The 14,223-nt window shown below is 60.8% G+C and carries 13 protein-coding genes; 12 read left to right on the forward strand and 1 reads right to left on the reverse strand.

Features of this window, described 5'->3' with window-relative positions:
• On the forward strand, positions 1 to 413 hold a 413-nt coding region (locus EN850_RS31420), incomplete at its 5' end, for a transposase (RefSeq protein ID WP_189340297.1).
• Positions 414 to 523: 110 nt separating this feature from the next.
• Here EN850_RS31420 and hemN read toward each other — a convergent pair.
• The gene (gene hemN, locus EN850_RS31425; protein WP_063169226.1) at positions 524 to 1,873 is read right to left on the reverse strand and encodes an oxygen-independent coproporphyrinogen III oxidase; all 1,350 of its coding nucleotides are present in this window, start codon (positions 1,871 to 1,873) and stop codon (positions 524 to 526) included.
• Between the two features lie 152 nt (positions 1,874 to 2,025).
• Here hemN and EN850_RS31430 point away from each other — a divergent pair, with 152 nt between their 5' ends.
• From EN850_RS31430 to ubiM, 11 genes are all read left to right on the forward strand, one after another.
• The gene (locus EN850_RS31430) at positions 2,026 to 2,769 is read left to right on the forward strand and encodes a Crp/Fnr family transcriptional regulator (RefSeq protein ID WP_024502861.1); all 744 of its coding nucleotides are present in this window, start codon (positions 2,026 to 2,028) and stop codon (positions 2,767 to 2,769) included.
• A gap of 494 nt (positions 2,770 to 3,263) precedes the next feature.
• Entirely contained in the window at positions 3,264 to 4,883 is a 1,620-nt protein-coding gene (gene ccoN / locus EN850_RS31435) for a cytochrome-c oxidase, cbb3-type subunit I (RefSeq protein WP_024502862.1), read from the forward strand.
• The gene (gene ccoO, locus EN850_RS31440) at positions 4,883 to 5,614 is read left to right on the forward strand and encodes a cytochrome-c oxidase, cbb3-type subunit II (protein ID WP_063169224.1); all 732 of its coding nucleotides are present in this window, start codon (positions 4,883 to 4,885) and stop codon (positions 5,612 to 5,614) included. The genes ccoN and ccoO overlap by 1 nt, the downstream gene beginning before the upstream one ends.
• Before the next feature lie 11 nt (positions 5,615 to 5,625).
• Complete coding sequence (locus EN850_RS31445) at positions 5,626 to 5,775, forward strand: cbb3-type cytochrome c oxidase subunit 3 (RefSeq protein WP_024502864.1); 150 nt, start codon at positions 5,626 to 5,628, stop codon at positions 5,773 to 5,775.
• 2 nt (positions 5,776 to 5,777) lie between these two features.
• The gene (gene ccoP / locus EN850_RS31450; protein WP_063169223.1) at positions 5,778 to 6,641 is read left to right on the forward strand and encodes a cytochrome-c oxidase, cbb3-type subunit III; all 864 of its coding nucleotides are present in this window, start codon (positions 5,778 to 5,780) and stop codon (positions 6,639 to 6,641) included.
• 167 nt (positions 6,642 to 6,808) lie between these two features.
• Entirely contained in the window at positions 6,809 to 8,368 is a 1,560-nt protein-coding gene (gene ccoG / locus EN850_RS31455) for a cytochrome c oxidase accessory protein CcoG (RefSeq protein WP_127309307.1), read from the forward strand.
• Positions 8,365 to 8,862: a FixH family protein gene (locus EN850_RS31460; RefSeq protein WP_127309308.1), complete on the forward strand. Its 498-nt coding sequence runs from the start codon at positions 8,365 to 8,367 to the stop codon at positions 8,860 to 8,862. Before ccoG ends, EN850_RS31460 begins: the two co-directional genes overlap by 4 nt.
• Positions 8,859 to 11,138, forward strand: coding sequence for a cation-translocating P-type ATPase (locus EN850_RS31465; RefSeq protein ID WP_127872164.1), 2,280 nt, complete (start codon positions 8,859 to 8,861; stop codon positions 11,136 to 11,138). Before EN850_RS31460 ends, EN850_RS31465 begins: the two co-directional genes overlap by 4 nt.
• Before the next feature lie 5 nt (positions 11,139 to 11,143).
• On the forward strand, positions 11,144 to 11,299 hold the full coding sequence (gene ccoS, locus EN850_RS31470; protein ID WP_081714250.1) for a cbb3-type cytochrome oxidase assembly protein CcoS: 156 nt from the start codon (positions 11,144 to 11,146) through the stop codon (positions 11,297 to 11,299).
• A 713-nt stretch (positions 11,300 to 12,012) separates the two neighbouring features.
• Positions 12,013 to 12,630, forward strand: coding sequence for a hypothetical protein (locus tag EN850_RS31475; RefSeq protein WP_127247245.1), 618 nt, complete (start codon positions 12,013 to 12,015; stop codon positions 12,628 to 12,630).
• A gap of 280 nt (positions 12,631 to 12,910) precedes the next feature.
• Positions 12,911 to 14,092, forward strand: a complete 1,182-nt coding sequence (ubiM, locus tag EN850_RS31480) for a 5-demethoxyubiquinol-8 5-hydroxylase UbiM (protein ID WP_189340299.1) — start codon at positions 12,911 to 12,913, stop codon at positions 14,090 to 14,092.
• The last annotated feature ends 131 nt before the right edge of the window (positions 14,093 to 14,223 follow it).

Here is a 14,223-nt window from a genome sequence, read left to right on the forward strand (position 1 = left end):
AAGCACTGCCCGGCAATCCCTATGACGGCCACACGCTGGCAAGCGTCATCCCCGACATGGAAAAGACCATCGGCAACGAGATCGGCCGCATCCTCGCCGACGCCGGCTATCGCGGCCACAACGCACCGCAGAGCCACAAGCTCAGGGTCTTCACCGCGGGCCAGAAACGCCGCGTCACCCCAGCCATCAAGCGCCAGATGCGACGGCGGTCGGCGGTCGAGCCCGTCATCGGCCACATCAAGAGCGAACACAGAATGGGCCGCAACTACCTCGCCGGCCAGCAGGGCGACACCCTCAACGCCATCCTGGCCGCCGCCGGCTACAACTTCTCCCTCCTGCTCAGGTGGCTGAAGGGGTTTTTGTCGCTCTTGATTGCCCTGCTTCAAATCCGGCCGAAGCCGGTCGCCGCTTAGGGCTCGGATTGTTCACGGTCGACGATTTGATGCGGTAGTCGCCTATGAGCGGTCAAAACGAACGCAGCTGGTTCGCCGATCGACCAAACGGCGAGCGCACTGTGCTTTGCTCAGACCGCCACCGAGTGCCTCGCCGTTCCCCCTTTGAAATATGTATCGAACTTGGCCGCGATGGTTCGAATGAAGGGGCGACTTTCAGTCCGTACGAGGAAACTGTCACCATCGAATTCAAGCGCTCGGGCAGGATCGTGGAGTGCGATGGACCTCGAGCGATGAAGGAGCTGCTCGCCGGCTTTGCCGAACCGCTCCACCAGGTCGACTGCCGAGAAGGCAAAATCACACATCAGCCGCTCGATGATCCAGCCACGGACGCGATCGTCGTCGGAAAGGGCAACGCCGCGGACGGCAGCCAACCCGCCATCCGCAACCATGCGCCCGTACCCGGCAGTCGAAGCCATGTTCTGCACGTAGCCTTGGCGAAAACGACCGATGGACGAAGGGCCAAGTCCGATCAGTGTCGGGCAGCGATCCTCAGTGTAGCCCTGAAAATTGCGATGCAAAACCCCTGCGCGGGCCGCTATGGCCAGCGCATCGTCGGGCTTCGCGAAATGATCGAGTCCTATTGCCTCATATCCCTTGGCGACAATTGCCCGCGCCGCGAGTTGAGATTGGGCGAAACGCTCAGTGGGACTCGGCAGCCATGCCTCGTCGATCATCGTCTGATGCTTCTTGAACCAGGGCACATGTGCGTAGCCGAACAGGGCCATCCGGTCTGGCTCCAAGGTCAGTGCCTGCGCCACCGTGGAACAGATCGTCTCGCGTGTCTGATTCGGGAGCCCGTAGAGCAGGTCCAGATTGACCGATTCGACGCCCCGCGAACGAACCCCGTCGACGACTGCCTTGGTCTGCAAAAAACTCTGCTCACGATTAATTGCTTTTTGCACTTGCGGATCGAAATCCTGCACGCCGAGGCTCGCCCGCGTTACGCCGATTTGAGCAAGTGCATCAAGGCGCGCCTTGTCCATGTCGTTGGTTTCGATTTCGATGCTGACCGTAGCATCCGGGAGAAGGTCGAAGCTGTCCCGCAAGGCCGCTCCAAGAGCAACCATATCATCGGGCCTCAGAATAGTTGGCGAACCGCCACCGAAGTGGATTGCACGGACATGTGCCTTGCCGCTCACCAGACCGGCAATCGTGACGATTTCGGCATTCAGCGAGCGCAGATAAGCGGCCACCGGCTCATATTGGTGCGTCTGCTTGGTGTGGCAGGCGCAGAACCAGCAGAGCTTGTCGCAGTAAGGAATGTGCAGGTACAGCGAGATTTCGTCGCCGCTTTCCAGCGTCTCCAACCAGCCACGGTAAATGGCAGCATCGATCCCCGAATGGAAATGCGGCGCCGTCGGATAGCTGGTGTAGCGTGGGACGTTCTCGCTGAGTTTGACAGCTATTTCCGATTGCATCTCGCGTTCACCGTGTTGCCCGCCGGAACACTGCACGCATCGCTGAAGCAGACCCTGATCTCGATCAGCCGCGCTCATGGACAAACCGCCGCAGGATTTCTCTACCCTGGATGGGTATCCTGCCGGCAGTTAGGATCGGGTAAGGCGAACGCATGACCTTTCGGCAAGACATTCATAGTTCCGGCATTCCTGTTCTTTGCTTCCCTTGCGAGGCACGGCGTCGCGGTGTCTGCGGTGCGCTCGATCCAGACAATTTGGTTGGGCTCGCCAAGACTTGCTCGCGTCGCCGGATCGAGTCAGGAATGGAGTTGACCGGCGAGGCACAGAACGTCGACAGCTACTCCAACGTGCTTTCAGGCGTGGTAAAGCTATCAAAGAGCCTGTCGGATGGGCGCCAGCAGATCGTCGGTCTCCAGTTTGCACCGGATTTTCTGGGACGTCCTTTCAAGGAGGAAAGCTCGATCAATGCGGAAGCGGCAACAGCAGTCACGCTGTGTTCGTTTCCGCGAGCGGCCGTCGAACGGATGATGAAGGCGTCACGGGAATTCGAGCATCGCCTGCTCAAACAGACGCTGAATGAACTCGATGAGGCGCGCGAGTGGATGGTGACGCTGGGGCGCAAGACAGCTCCGGAAAAGGTGGCGACTTTTCTCCTCATGATGGCCCGGAATATCGATTCCAGTCTCGATGCGGCTTCCGGGTCGGCCTCCTTCGATCTGCCGCTGACGCGTGCCGAAATGTCTGATTTCCTTGGAATCACCAGCGAGACCGTGAGCCGCCAACTGACGCGATTGCGGGCTGACGGGGTGATTCGGATTGAGAACGCACGCCATGTGACGGTGGACAGCATAAGCCGTCTGGAGAAGCGCTGTGGCGGCGGACGCGAGCGGCCCTAAGCGGCGAGGCCATGTCGCATGACTCCGGGGCGGGCCGTGTTTGCCTTTTAATGCGATGTCGCCGCGCCTTCGACGAAGCGGCGTCACGGTTGTCGAGACAAACAGCTTTCGGGCTTTGATAGGAACGTGACCAATCGCCAGGTGTGTTTCGGCACATACCGGCGAAGCATGGTCCTTAATCTGCCACGGCTCGGCGGAACGATCGCGTTCGTTTCCAATGGGATCCGAACAACGTTTGGCAGGGCATCGGCAATAGCATCCAACGCGCGCAGAGCCTCAGCTTTCGCCTCAGCGATCGCGTCTGCGCCCGCCCAACCCAGGGAACGCCTTCCATGAGGGAGTGAGCCCGCGCTGCGTTCCTCGTTCATTCGCCACCTGCTGATTGCGCCGCACAAAATCGTGCGGCCTGACATAGATCAGGGCGAGGGGGCGGCGGCTGCGCGATTAGTGCGCTGCGGATTTGGCATCCACCAGATTCGAGATCGGGATCTGCAATGAAATTCGGCACAGAGATCGTCCTTCTAAGCGTGTTCGCTTTTGCGGCCCTGGTGGCCGCCGGCTTCGGCGTGGATGAACCTTTCCGCCGACACATGTGGGTGTTGTTCTTCGCAGTGGCTGGTTTCACTGCGATCCTGTTGCGCAACACGGAGTTCAGGCCAGCAGCTCCGATTGACCCATCCGCTTACATGGATGGTCCGATCCGCTACGGCGCGATCGCCACCGTGTTCTGGGGTGTCGTCGGCATGCTGGTCGGCGTGGTGATCGCGCTGCAGCTCGCCTACCCCGATCTCAACATCCAGCCCTGGTTCAATTTCGGTCGTTTGCGGCCGTTGCACACATCCGGTGTCGTTTTCGCCTTCGGCGGCAACGCGCTGCTTTGCACGTCTCTGTATGTCGTGCAGCGCACCTGCCGCGCGCGCCTCTTCGGCCGTGATCTCGCCTGGTTCGTCTTCTGGGGCTACCAGCTGTTCATCGTCATGGCCGCGACCGGCTACCTGCTCGGCATCACCGAGGGCCGCGAGTACGCCGAACCCGAATGGTATGTGGATGTCTGGCTGACCATCGTCTGGGTCGCCTACCTCATTCTGTTCCTTGGCACGATCCTGAAGCGCAAGGAACCGCATATCTACGTGGCCAACTGGTTCTACCTGTCGTTCATCGTGACCATCGCGATGCTGCATGTGGTCAACAACCTGTCCATACCAGTCTCGTTCCTGGGCTCCAAGAGCTACTCCGCCTTTTCAGGGGTCCAGGACGCCTTGACGCAATGGTGGTACGGCCACAACGCGGTCGGCTTCTTTCTCACCGCCGGCTTCCTCGGCATGATGTATTATTTCGTGCCCAAGCAGGCGAACCGGCCAGTCTATTCGTACCGGCTGTCGATCGTCCATTTCTGGGCTATCATCTTTCTCTACATCTGGGCCGGGCCGCATCACCTGCACTACACCGCCTTGCCCGATTGGGCGCAGACGCTCGGCATGGTGTTCTCGATCATGCTGTGGATGCCGTCCTGGGGCGGCATGATCAACGGCCTGATGACGCTGTCCGGCGCCTGGGACAAGCTGCGCACCGATCCGATCATCCGCATGATGGTGATGGCCGTCGCCTTCTATGGCATGTCGACCTTCGAAGGCCCCATCATGGCGATCCGGGCGGTCAATTCGCTGTCGCATTATACCGACTGGACCATCGGGCACGTCCATTCGGGTGCGCTCGGCTGGGTCGGCATGATCTCGTTCGGCGCGATCTACTACATGGTCCCGAAGCTCTGGAACCGTCAACGGCTCTACTCGCTGAGGCTCGTCACCTGGCACTTCTGGCTGGCGACACTCGGGATCGTCGTCTACGCCGCGGTGATGTGGGTGTCCGGCATCATGCAGGGCCTGATGTGGCGCGAATATGGCGAGCAGGGCTTCCTGGTCTACTCCTTCGCCGAAACCGTCGCCGCCATGCACCCCTACTATGTCATGCGCGCCATCGGCGGCGCCATGTACCTCTCCGGCGCCCTGATCATGGCCTGGAACATCACCAGGACCATCCTCGGCCACCAGCGCGAGGAGGAGCCGATGCCGAGCCCCGTCGCCATCCGACCTGCGCGATCAGGAGCCAGGTAATGGGCTTGATGGACAAACACGCAATCATCGAGAAGAACGCCACGCTTCTTCTCGTTGGCTCGCTGCTCGTGGTGACGGTCGGCGGCATCGTCGAGATCGCGCCTCTCTTCTATCTCGACAACACGATCGAGAAGGTGGAAGGCATGCGCCCCTATTCGCCGCTCGAACTTGTCGGGCGCAACATCTATATGCGCGAGGGCTGCTACCTCTGTCATAGCCAGATGATCAGGCCGTTCCGCGACGAAGTTGAGCGCTATGGCCACTACAGCCTGGCTGCCGAGTCCATGTACGATCACCCCTTCCAGTGGGGATCGAAGCGCACCGGGCCGGATCTCGCCAGAGTTGGCGACCGCTACTCGAATGCATGGCATGTCGCGCATCTTACCGACCCGCGCTCGGTGGTGCCGGAATCGATCATGCCGAGCTATGGGTTCCTGAAAGACACGCCGATCGACGTGAAGGATTTCTCGACGCATCTGGTCGCCAACAGGCTTGTAGCCGTCCCTTACACCGATGACATGATCGCCCACGCCAATGCGGATCTGGCGGCGCAGGCCGATCCCAATGCCGACACATCAGGCCTTGAGGCGCGTTACCCAAAAGCCAAGATCGGCGACTTCGACGGCAACCCGCAACAGGTCACCGAAATGGATGCCCTGCTCGCCTACCTGCAGATGCTTGGCACACTGGTCGACTTCAAAAATTACGACGAAGCCGCCGGCTACCGCTGAGGAGAACGCTGATGACCTACAATTTGATGCGGGCGTTTGCCGACAGCTGGGGCCTGGTTGCGATGGCGCTGTTCTTCGTGGGGTGCATCGCCTTTGCCCTACGCCCCGGCAGCCGAAGGCTGGCCGACGAAGCGGCCCGCATTCCGCTCGAGGACGAGTGATCATGAGCGACGAGCATATCGATGAAATCTCTGGCGTCTCGACCACCGGTCACGAATGGGATGGTATCCGGGAGCTGAACAACCCGCTTCCCAGATGGTGGGTTATCACTTTTTACGTCACCATTGTCTGGGCGATAGGCTACACCATTGCCTATCCAGCATGGCCTCTGTTGCACTCGGCGACAACGGGTGTGCTCGGCTATTCCAGCCGCAACGAGGTCAGGAACGAGCTGACCGCGGCTGAGGCCGCCAAGGGCAAATATATCTCGGCGGTGGAGTCCAAGAGCGTCTCGGAAATCGCCGCGGACGACGGCCTGCGCGAATTCGCAATCGCCGCCGGTGGCGCCGCTTTCAAGGTCAATTGCGTACAATGTCATGGCTCCGGCGCCCAGGGTTCCAAGGGCTTTCCCAATCTCAACGACGACGACTGGCTGTGGGGCGGCAAGGCCGAGCAGATCCAGCAGACGATTACGCACGGCATCCGCTTCGCATCCGATCCGGACACGCGCCTGTCGGAAATGCCGGCCTTCGGCGACATCATTACCGCCGACCAGATCGCACAAGTCAGCGCCTACGTGGCCAGCCTTTCCGGCAAGGTCCGCGATGCAAGTCTGATCCAACCCGGCGCCAAGGTCTTTGCCGAGAATTGCGTGGCCTGTCACGGCGACAATGCAAAAGGCAACAGGGAATTCGGCGCCCCCGACCTGACCGATGCGATCTGGCTCTATGGATCCGGTGAGACAGCCATCGCCGCACAGGTCCGTGCGCCAAAACAGGGCGTCATGCCGGCCTGGGTTGGCCGTCTCGGCGAGATCAAGGTCAAGGAACTTGCAGTTTATGTCCATTCGCTTGGCGGCGGAGAATAGGAATGGAAGGTCCTATTCTTCGGTCCCCCCTGCCAAGCGGACGAGGCCCGGCGTGAGCCGGGCCTCGACACCATCCCTAATGCGATCTGCACAACCCGGCAAGGCTATCCTACGGCGAGGCTTTACGACAGGTGCCCCTGACATTGGCTGGGAAAGTGGAGTTGCACATGCGTGACAAGACGCAGTTGACAGGGCTCGAAACAGAAACTGTCAATTCCGCCAAAACCCGCAAGCCGCTTTATGCCGCGCGTCAAAAGATCTTTCCGAAGCGCGCCTCGGGCAACTTTCGTCGCTTCAAATGGCTGGTGATGACGATCACACTTGGCATCTATTACCTGGCTGCGTGGCTGCCTTGGGCTCGCGGTCCATTTGCCCCGGACCAGGCAGTCCTGCTCGATCTCGCGAACCGGCGCTTCTACTTCTTCTTCATCGAGATATGGCCCCAGGAATTCTTCTATGTGGCCGGCCTCCTGGTCATGGCGGGCGTCGGTCTTTTCCTGATCACCTCGACTGTCGGCCGTGCCTGGTGCGGCTATGCATGCCCTCAGACGGTGTGGGTCGATCTGTTCCTCGTCGTCGAACGTGCGATAGAGGGCGACCGTAACGCTCGCATGAAACTCGATGCAGGCCCCTGGACCGCCCGCAAGCTGATGCTGCGCTTATCGAAGCACGCCGTCTGGCTGGTCATCGGTGCGGCGACCGGCGGCGCCTGGATTTTCTATTTTGCCGATGCGCCGACGCTGGTTGGCGAACTCTTCACCGGCACCGCGCCACCCGTCGCCTACATCACTGTCGCCGTGCTGACGGCTACCACCTACACGTTCGGCGGTCTGATGCGCGAGCAGGTCTGCACCTACATGTGCCCATGGCCGCGCATCCAGGCAGCGATGCTCGACGAAAGTTCGCTCACCGTCACCTATAATGACTGGCGCGGCGAACCGCGTTCGCGTCATGCGAAGAAGGTGCAAGCTGCAGGGCAGTCCGTCGGCGACTGCGTCGACTGCAATGCCTGTGTCGCGGTCTGCCCGATGGGGATCGACATTCGCGACGGCCAGCAGCTCGAATGCATCACCTGCGCGCTCTGCATAGACGCCTGCGACGGTGTCATGGACAAGCTCGGCAAGGAGCGCGGGCTGATCGCCTACGCGACGCTCTCCGACTACAACGCCAACATGATGCTGGCGACCGCGGGCGGCTTCAGTTCAATCAATCCGTCGCTGGTCAGGACCGCTGATGGCCTGTTCTCCGACAAGGTGGCGCATTTCCATGTCAGCAAGATCTTTCGGCCGCGCACCTACGTCTACATGGGCTTGTGGTCGCTGATCGGCCTCGGCCTGCTCTGTTCGCTGCTGACGCGCGATCGGCTCGAAGTCAACGTGCTGCATGACCGCAATCCGCAATTCGTCACGCTGACCGACGGATCCATCCGCAATGGCTATACCGTCAAGCTGCTCAACATGATCCCCGAGCCGAGGACGATCGTCGTAACCATGCAGGGCCTTGAAGGCGCTGACATGGTCGTCGTCGGCGACGACATCCCCGCAGGCCGTTCCTTCGCCATTCCGGTCGAACCCGACCGCCTGAAAATGCTGAGGGTCTTCGTTCGCCAGCCGGCGGACCAGATCCGCGCTCCGGCACAGACCTTCAAGTTCCGCGTCGAGGACAGAGCCAGCTTCGAGTCGAACGAGTACACCGCCACCTTCAACGCGCCGGAGCCCCCCAAATGACTGCCAATGTACAAAAGCCTCGTGAATTCACCGGCAGGCACATGCTGGTCATCATCCTGGCCTTTTTCGGCGTGGTCATCGCGGTCAATCTGACCATGGCAACGCTCGCCAGCACAAGCTGGACTGGCCTCGTCGTCGAAAACACCTATGTGGCGAGCCAGCAATTCAACAAGCAGGCCGAGGAGGGGCGCGCGCAGGCAGCCCTTGGCTGGACCGGCAAGCTGACCATTGCATGGGGCGAAGTTCGCTACGGCCTCACCGACGCCGCCGGCAAGCCGGTTCCCTTGCACGGCGTCAAAATGCTGTTTCGCCATCCCGCGTACGAGAAGGAGGACAAGTCGGTCACCCTCGCACCCGCCTCGGGCCAGGAATTCGCAGCCCAGCACATGCCGAAGGACGGCGTCTGGATTGTCGAAGTCGACGCCGACGCCGGTCTGGATAAACCGTATCGCGACGTCCGCAGGATCATGATTTCCCATGGAGCGCTGCAATGAGTTGTTGTGCACCGGGCGCCGAAATGGCGCTTGATCTGGGCAGCACCACGTCGGTCCTGCCGTCTAGTCAAGAGATCAGGCTGGCGAGCCGATCGCTTGGAGATGATCTCCGCCAAACCGATCTTTCGGTGCCGAGCGTTCATTGCGCAGCTTGTATCCAGACGATCGAGACGGCGTTGGGAACGCTCGATCGCGTCGAGAGCGCCCGCGTCAACCTGTCGACGAAACGGGTCTCGGTCCGCTGGCGTGGCGACGAGGTTCCACCGTTCGTCGCCGCGCTTGGACGGCTCGGCTACCAGGCGCATCTCTTCGCCCCCGAGATTGATGAAAAGGACAGGACGCTTTCGGAGTTGATCCGCGCCGTCGCGGTTGCCGGGTTCGCGGCGGGCAATATCATGCTGCTTTCGGTCTCTGTCTGGTCCGGGGCCGAAGGGGCTACCCGCGACCTGTTTCACTGGGTCTCCGCATTGATCGCCATCCCAGCGCTCGCCTTCGCCTGCGGCATCTTCTTCCGCTCGGCCTGGAATGCGCTGCGTCACGGCCGCATGAACATGGATGTGCCGATCGCGGTCGGAGTATCCCTTGCCTACGCCATGAGCCTCTATGAGACGATCAACCATGGCGACCACGCTTATTTCGATGCATCGGTGTCGCTGCTGTTCTTCCTGTTGATCGGCCGCACGTTGGATCACGTGATGCGCGAACGTGCCCGCACCGCGGTGAAAGGCCTGTCGCAGCTGGCCGCACGCGGCGCCATGGTGCTGCGCGGCGATGGCGCGCGCGACTATCTGCCGGTTGGCGAGATCGAACCGGGGATGCAGCTGCTGATCGCGGCCGGTGAAAGGATCCCCGTCGACGGCAAGATCATCCACGGAGCGTCTGATCTCGACTGCTCGCTGGCCTCAGGCGAAAGCGCGCCGAAAAACGTGGCGCCGGGCGAAGCCGTGCAGGCCGGCGTGCTCAATCTTACCGGCCCGCTGACGATCGAGGCGACCGCCGCCGCGAAGGATTCGTTCCTCGCCGAAATGGTTCGGCTGATGGAAGCCGCAGAGGGCGGTCGCGCGCACTATCGCCGCATCGCTGATCGCGTGTCGGCACTCTACGCGCCCGTGGTTCATCTCACCGCCTTCGTGACATTCCTGGGTTGGATGGCGGCGACGGGCGACTGGCACCGGGCGATGACGATCGCCATTGCCGTTCTGATCATCACCTGCCCGTGCGCGCTCGGCCTCGCCGTACCGATCGTTCAGGTGGTCGCCGCGCGGCGTCTGTTCGAGAACGGCATCATGGTCAAGGACGGTTCGGCCATGGAGCGCCTGGCGACGATTGATAACGCAGTGTTCGACAAGACCGGAACGCTCACGCTCGGACAACCCCGGCTCCTCAATGCATCGTCGATCGATCCGGCCATGCTGGCAATCGCGGCAGACATGGCCGCGCACTCGCGTCACCCGTTTTCAAAGGCCATAACCGGCTTTGCCGCTCCTGGCGGGCAACACAAATTCGATGCCGTCACAGAGCATCCGGGGTTCGGGATCGAAGCCACTGTCGCCGGAAGCATCTGGCGGCTGGGTCGACGCGGATGGGCTGGATGGAAGGCCCGGACCGGTGGTGAAGGCAACCATGGCTATGGCGGAACGGTGCTGACAAAAGACGGGTTCATTGTCGCGACCTTCGATTTCGAGGATGCGCTGCGCGCCGACGCGGCGGCGGCGATCAAGCGATTGAACGATACTGGGGTGTCGATGCAAATGCTGTCGGGCGATACCGCAGGTGCCTGCGGTGAAGTTGCAAGAATGCTGGGTGTCGAGGACTTCGTTCCGTGCCTGCTGCCGTCGGGCAAGGTCGAGCGCATCGAGACCCTGGCGAAAGACGGACACAAGGTTCTGATGGTTGGCGACGGCCTCAACGACACGCCGGCGCTGAGCGCGGCGCATGTCTCGATCGCTCCGGCCACCGCCGCCGACATTGGCCGCAATGCCGCCGACTTCGTATTCCTGCGCGAAAGCCTTCTGGCAGTGCCTCTCGCGCTGGACGTCTCGCGCAAGGCGGGACACCTGATCCGCCAGAACATCGCGATTGCGATCGTCTACAATGCCGTCGCCGTGCCGATCGCCATCCTGGGCCACGCCACGCCTTTGTTAGCGGCGATTGCCATGTCTGCCTCATCGGTGCTTGTTATTGGAAACGCATTGCGCTTGCACGGCTTCGGGGCGAATGCGACGCTGCAAGTTATTCAAAAAGTCGGACGCTCCGCAGTCAGCTATTCGGCATAATCCTCGTGACGACGTTGCTCTATCTCATACCAGTGGCCCTTTTTCTGGGTGCACTGGGTGTGTCCGGCTTCGTCTGGGCATTGCGAAGCGGTCAATACGAAGATCTCGACGGAGCCGCCGAGCGGATACTAATTGATCGGGACGACAAACCGGAACGCTGATTTCAATCCGCTGTGCATAAGATGCGCGGATCGCGCTCGTCAGTCGAGCCGGCTCGGTCGGGAACAAGCTGTCCATGCTCCATGCTCCATGCTCCATGACCATCTTGACCTAAGCTGCACACTACATTTGTGAAAAGCCTCTGTCGTGCGAAGGACTGCCTCCCATTGCACCCAGTATGAGGCGTGTGATGCCACGAGAGTACCTCGCGTGGCCGGACGAGAGCTTGGCAATGTGCGCACGGGTTCCAAAGTGGAACGTCACGGTCGATCACCTGACCGTGAACCGCCAGTGCCGATTGGTCATGTCTGGCTGATCCAGATCAGGGTCATACTCATCGGCGTGGTCTATTGACCAGTCTTCGACGGAGAAATGCATGACTTACGGAAAGATTGGTCGTCATTATCAGCACCTTCACGGTTCTGGGTTTTCTGTCGTGTGGTCGGCCATGCCTTGTGCTTACGGCGCAGCCATTAGCTGACCGGCGTCGTGTGTATCTCGCTTGCTGGCTGACCATCCGCGTGGCTGCGCGGACAGGGGGCCGATCAACAGCTTTCGCCTTTGATGGGTTGTGTGCGTCGTTGCCGATCCATCCCGATTCCCGGCCCGCGCCTTGAGGCTATGCGACGGTACCGGAACCCAGCGCACGTCACGCGGTTCCGCGCGCGTGGTGTCCGCTCGTCACGACGATGAACGAACAAGCGGCTGGAGTACCATGAACACCGTACACATCATCGACTGCCACAATGCAAATGACTACTTCGCCGACAGGCAAGAGGGACCGATCGTGCAGCACTTGTTAAAGGCTGTCAACATCCGCGCGGAGCTCCACATGGCGTTGAACCGAACGAAATTTGGTGAGGCTGTAGTACGAGCGATGGAGGCGGAGTGCGACGTGCTTCACATCGCCGGGCACGGCAATGGTGACGGGATCGCTTCGTCCAGTGGGCGAAGTGGCCTTCTTTGGGCTGACTTCGTAAAAATGTTCCAGGGCTCGCATCCAGCGCCGAAGATCCTCGTGATGTCAACGTGCTGCGGAGCATCATCGGGGTTGGGACGTGCGTTTTCGAAATCGATCAACCGTCCGAAGTTGATCATTGGTTCGAGTGACGCGCGCTATTTCGACGACTATGTCGCCGCGTGGGCTTTGCTCTATCGGCGACTGAATTGCAAGGACATCGACATCGAAGCCATGCAGCAGGTTCTTGATGAGATATGCGCGGTCGTGGATAAAAGTTTCCGCTACCTTGGCTGGGATGACGAGAGAGAGCGCTACGTTCGATACCCTCACCCTCGCAAGAGAGCCCGCTTCGACGTCGTGGAGCGTGAGTAGTATGCGCAAGGGTTCCAGGTGGAATGTGGCGATCGATGCGGCGCGGCCGTCGCTGACCAGCGTCGCGAGTGTCTCGCTTGCTGGCGGCGATCTGCGCGGCTGCGCGGCGAAAGGGCGGGATCGGTTAGCCGCATCCACCTCTGAGCGCTTTGAGTGCTTCGTTGCCGATCGATGCGAATCTCCCGGCCCAGCGCCTTTAGGCAATGCGGCGGGCACGGAGCTCATGTCACTCGGCTCAGTTCCACCGTTACACGAGGATAGGCGACCGGATGGCGGCACGCTGATGGGCTCTGACGATAATTTTGACATCGTTGTCGTTGGAGCCGGCCCGGTCGGCCTTTCGTTCGCTGCGTCGCTTGCCCAAAGCGAACTCAAGGTGGCAGTTGTTGAACAGAACACATTCGATAGTCTGGCGAATCCGGCTTTCGATGGTCGCGAAATCGCGCTGACCAACGCTTCGATCAGAACCCTTCGCGAGCTCGGCGCCTGGGATGTCATCCCGGCTTCGGACAAATCAGCACTTCAAGGCGCGCGCGTGCTCAACGGCTCGAGCGCATTCGCTCTTCGTTTCGATCCTCCCAGCAACTCTGGAGAACCGCTGGGGGTTTTGGTTCCAAATTGCCGGATCCGCGAGGCGCTGTTCAAAATCGTCCGCTTGCAGGATCGCGCCCGGCTGTTGTGCGGCCACTCGGTCGTCGATGCAACAAACAGCCAAGAAGGAGCAGTCGTAACGCTCTCTAATGGCGCGCGTTTAACTGCTCGGCTGGTTGTTGCCGCGGATTCGCGTTTGTCCGCCACGCGTGATCTGCTAGGCATCGGCGCCGATATCAACCGGCTTGGCCACTCGATGCTGATTTGCCGAGTGAGGCACGAGCGCGCCCACCACCAGTTCGCCATCGAATGGTTCGATCACCATCAGACGATAGCGATATTGCCCCTCGCGGAGGGCATGTCGTCGCTGCTGCTCACATTGCGCTCAAACGAGGCCTATAGACTGCTTGCCTTCGATGATGATTTGTTCCTGTCGGAGTTGACGAAACGGTGTCGAGGGCGCCTTGGAAAAATGACCTTGGCAAGCAAGCGCCACACCTATCCGCTGGTCACGACCTGGGCGCACAAATTCCGGGCGCCGAGCGCCGCACTCATCGGCGACGCTGCCATCGGCATGCACCCGGTGACCGCTCACGGATTCAACATCGGTCTCAGCAGCCAGAAGCAACTCGCCCGTGGAATCATGACTGCGTGCCGCGACGGCCGCAATGTTGGCGACCCCGACATGCTGCATATATACGAAAGGCGGCTGCGCCTGTCGGCGGCGCCGCTCTACCATGCAACGAACATATTGGTTGGACTCTACTCCAGAGACCACCTGGCGGCACGGCTTGCAAGGCATCTGGGGCTTCGCTTTGCCCAACATGTTCCCCTTGTCCGGCATGGGATTTCGGCGGAGCTCCAGCGGTGATACTGCACCAGCAGTCGCATTTTTGCGCGTGCTGGGCGAGCGATGAGAGAGTGCATGATGCACCGGAGTAATCCTGCTCCCCGACGCTGATCTCCGATTGAAGAATTAACCCGTCCTTCAGGGGGGCTGCA

The sequence above is a fragment of the Mesorhizobium sp. M8A.F.Ca.ET.207.01.1.1 genome (genome assembly GCF_004794715.1).
In the GTDB taxonomy this organism is placed as follows: Bacteria; Pseudomonadota; Alphaproteobacteria; order Rhizobiales; family Rhizobiaceae; genus Mesorhizobium.

Excerpts from the sequence above, each read along its gene's own strand:
- ccoP (WP_063169223.1), top strand. The coding sequence starts at position 5,778 with ATGAGCGACGAGCATATCGATGAAATCTCTGGCGTCTCGACCACCGGT.
- ccoO (WP_063169224.1), top strand. The coding sequence starts at position 4,883 with ATGGGCTTGATGGACAAACACGCAATCATCGAGAAGAACGCCACGCTT.
- hemN (WP_063169226.1), bottom strand. The coding sequence starts at position 1,873 with ATGCAATCGGAAATAGCTGTCAAACTCAGCGAGAACGTCCCACGCTAC.
- EN850_RS31430 (WP_024502861.1), top strand. The coding sequence starts at position 2,026 with ATGACCTTTCGGCAAGACATTCATAGTTCCGGCATTCCTGTTCTTTGC.
- EN850_RS31465 (WP_127872164.1), top strand. The coding sequence starts at position 8,859 with ATGAGTTGTTGTGCACCGGGCGCCGAAATGGCGCTTGATCTGGGCAGC.
- EN850_RS31475 (WP_127247245.1), top strand. The coding sequence starts at position 12,013 with ATGAACACCGTACACATCATCGACTGCCACAATGCAAATGACTACTTC.
- EN850_RS31445 (WP_024502864.1), top strand. The coding sequence starts at position 5,626 with ATGACCTACAATTTGATGCGGGCGTTTGCCGACAGCTGGGGCCTGGTT.
- ccoG (WP_127309307.1), top strand. The coding sequence starts at position 6,809 with ATGCGTGACAAGACGCAGTTGACAGGGCTCGAAACAGAAACTGTCAAT.
- ccoN (WP_024502862.1), top strand. The coding sequence starts at position 3,264 with ATGAAATTCGGCACAGAGATCGTCCTTCTAAGCGTGTTCGCTTTTGCG.
- EN850_RS31460 (WP_127309308.1), top strand. The coding sequence starts at position 8,365 with ATGACTGCCAATGTACAAAAGCCTCGTGAATTCACCGGCAGGCACATG.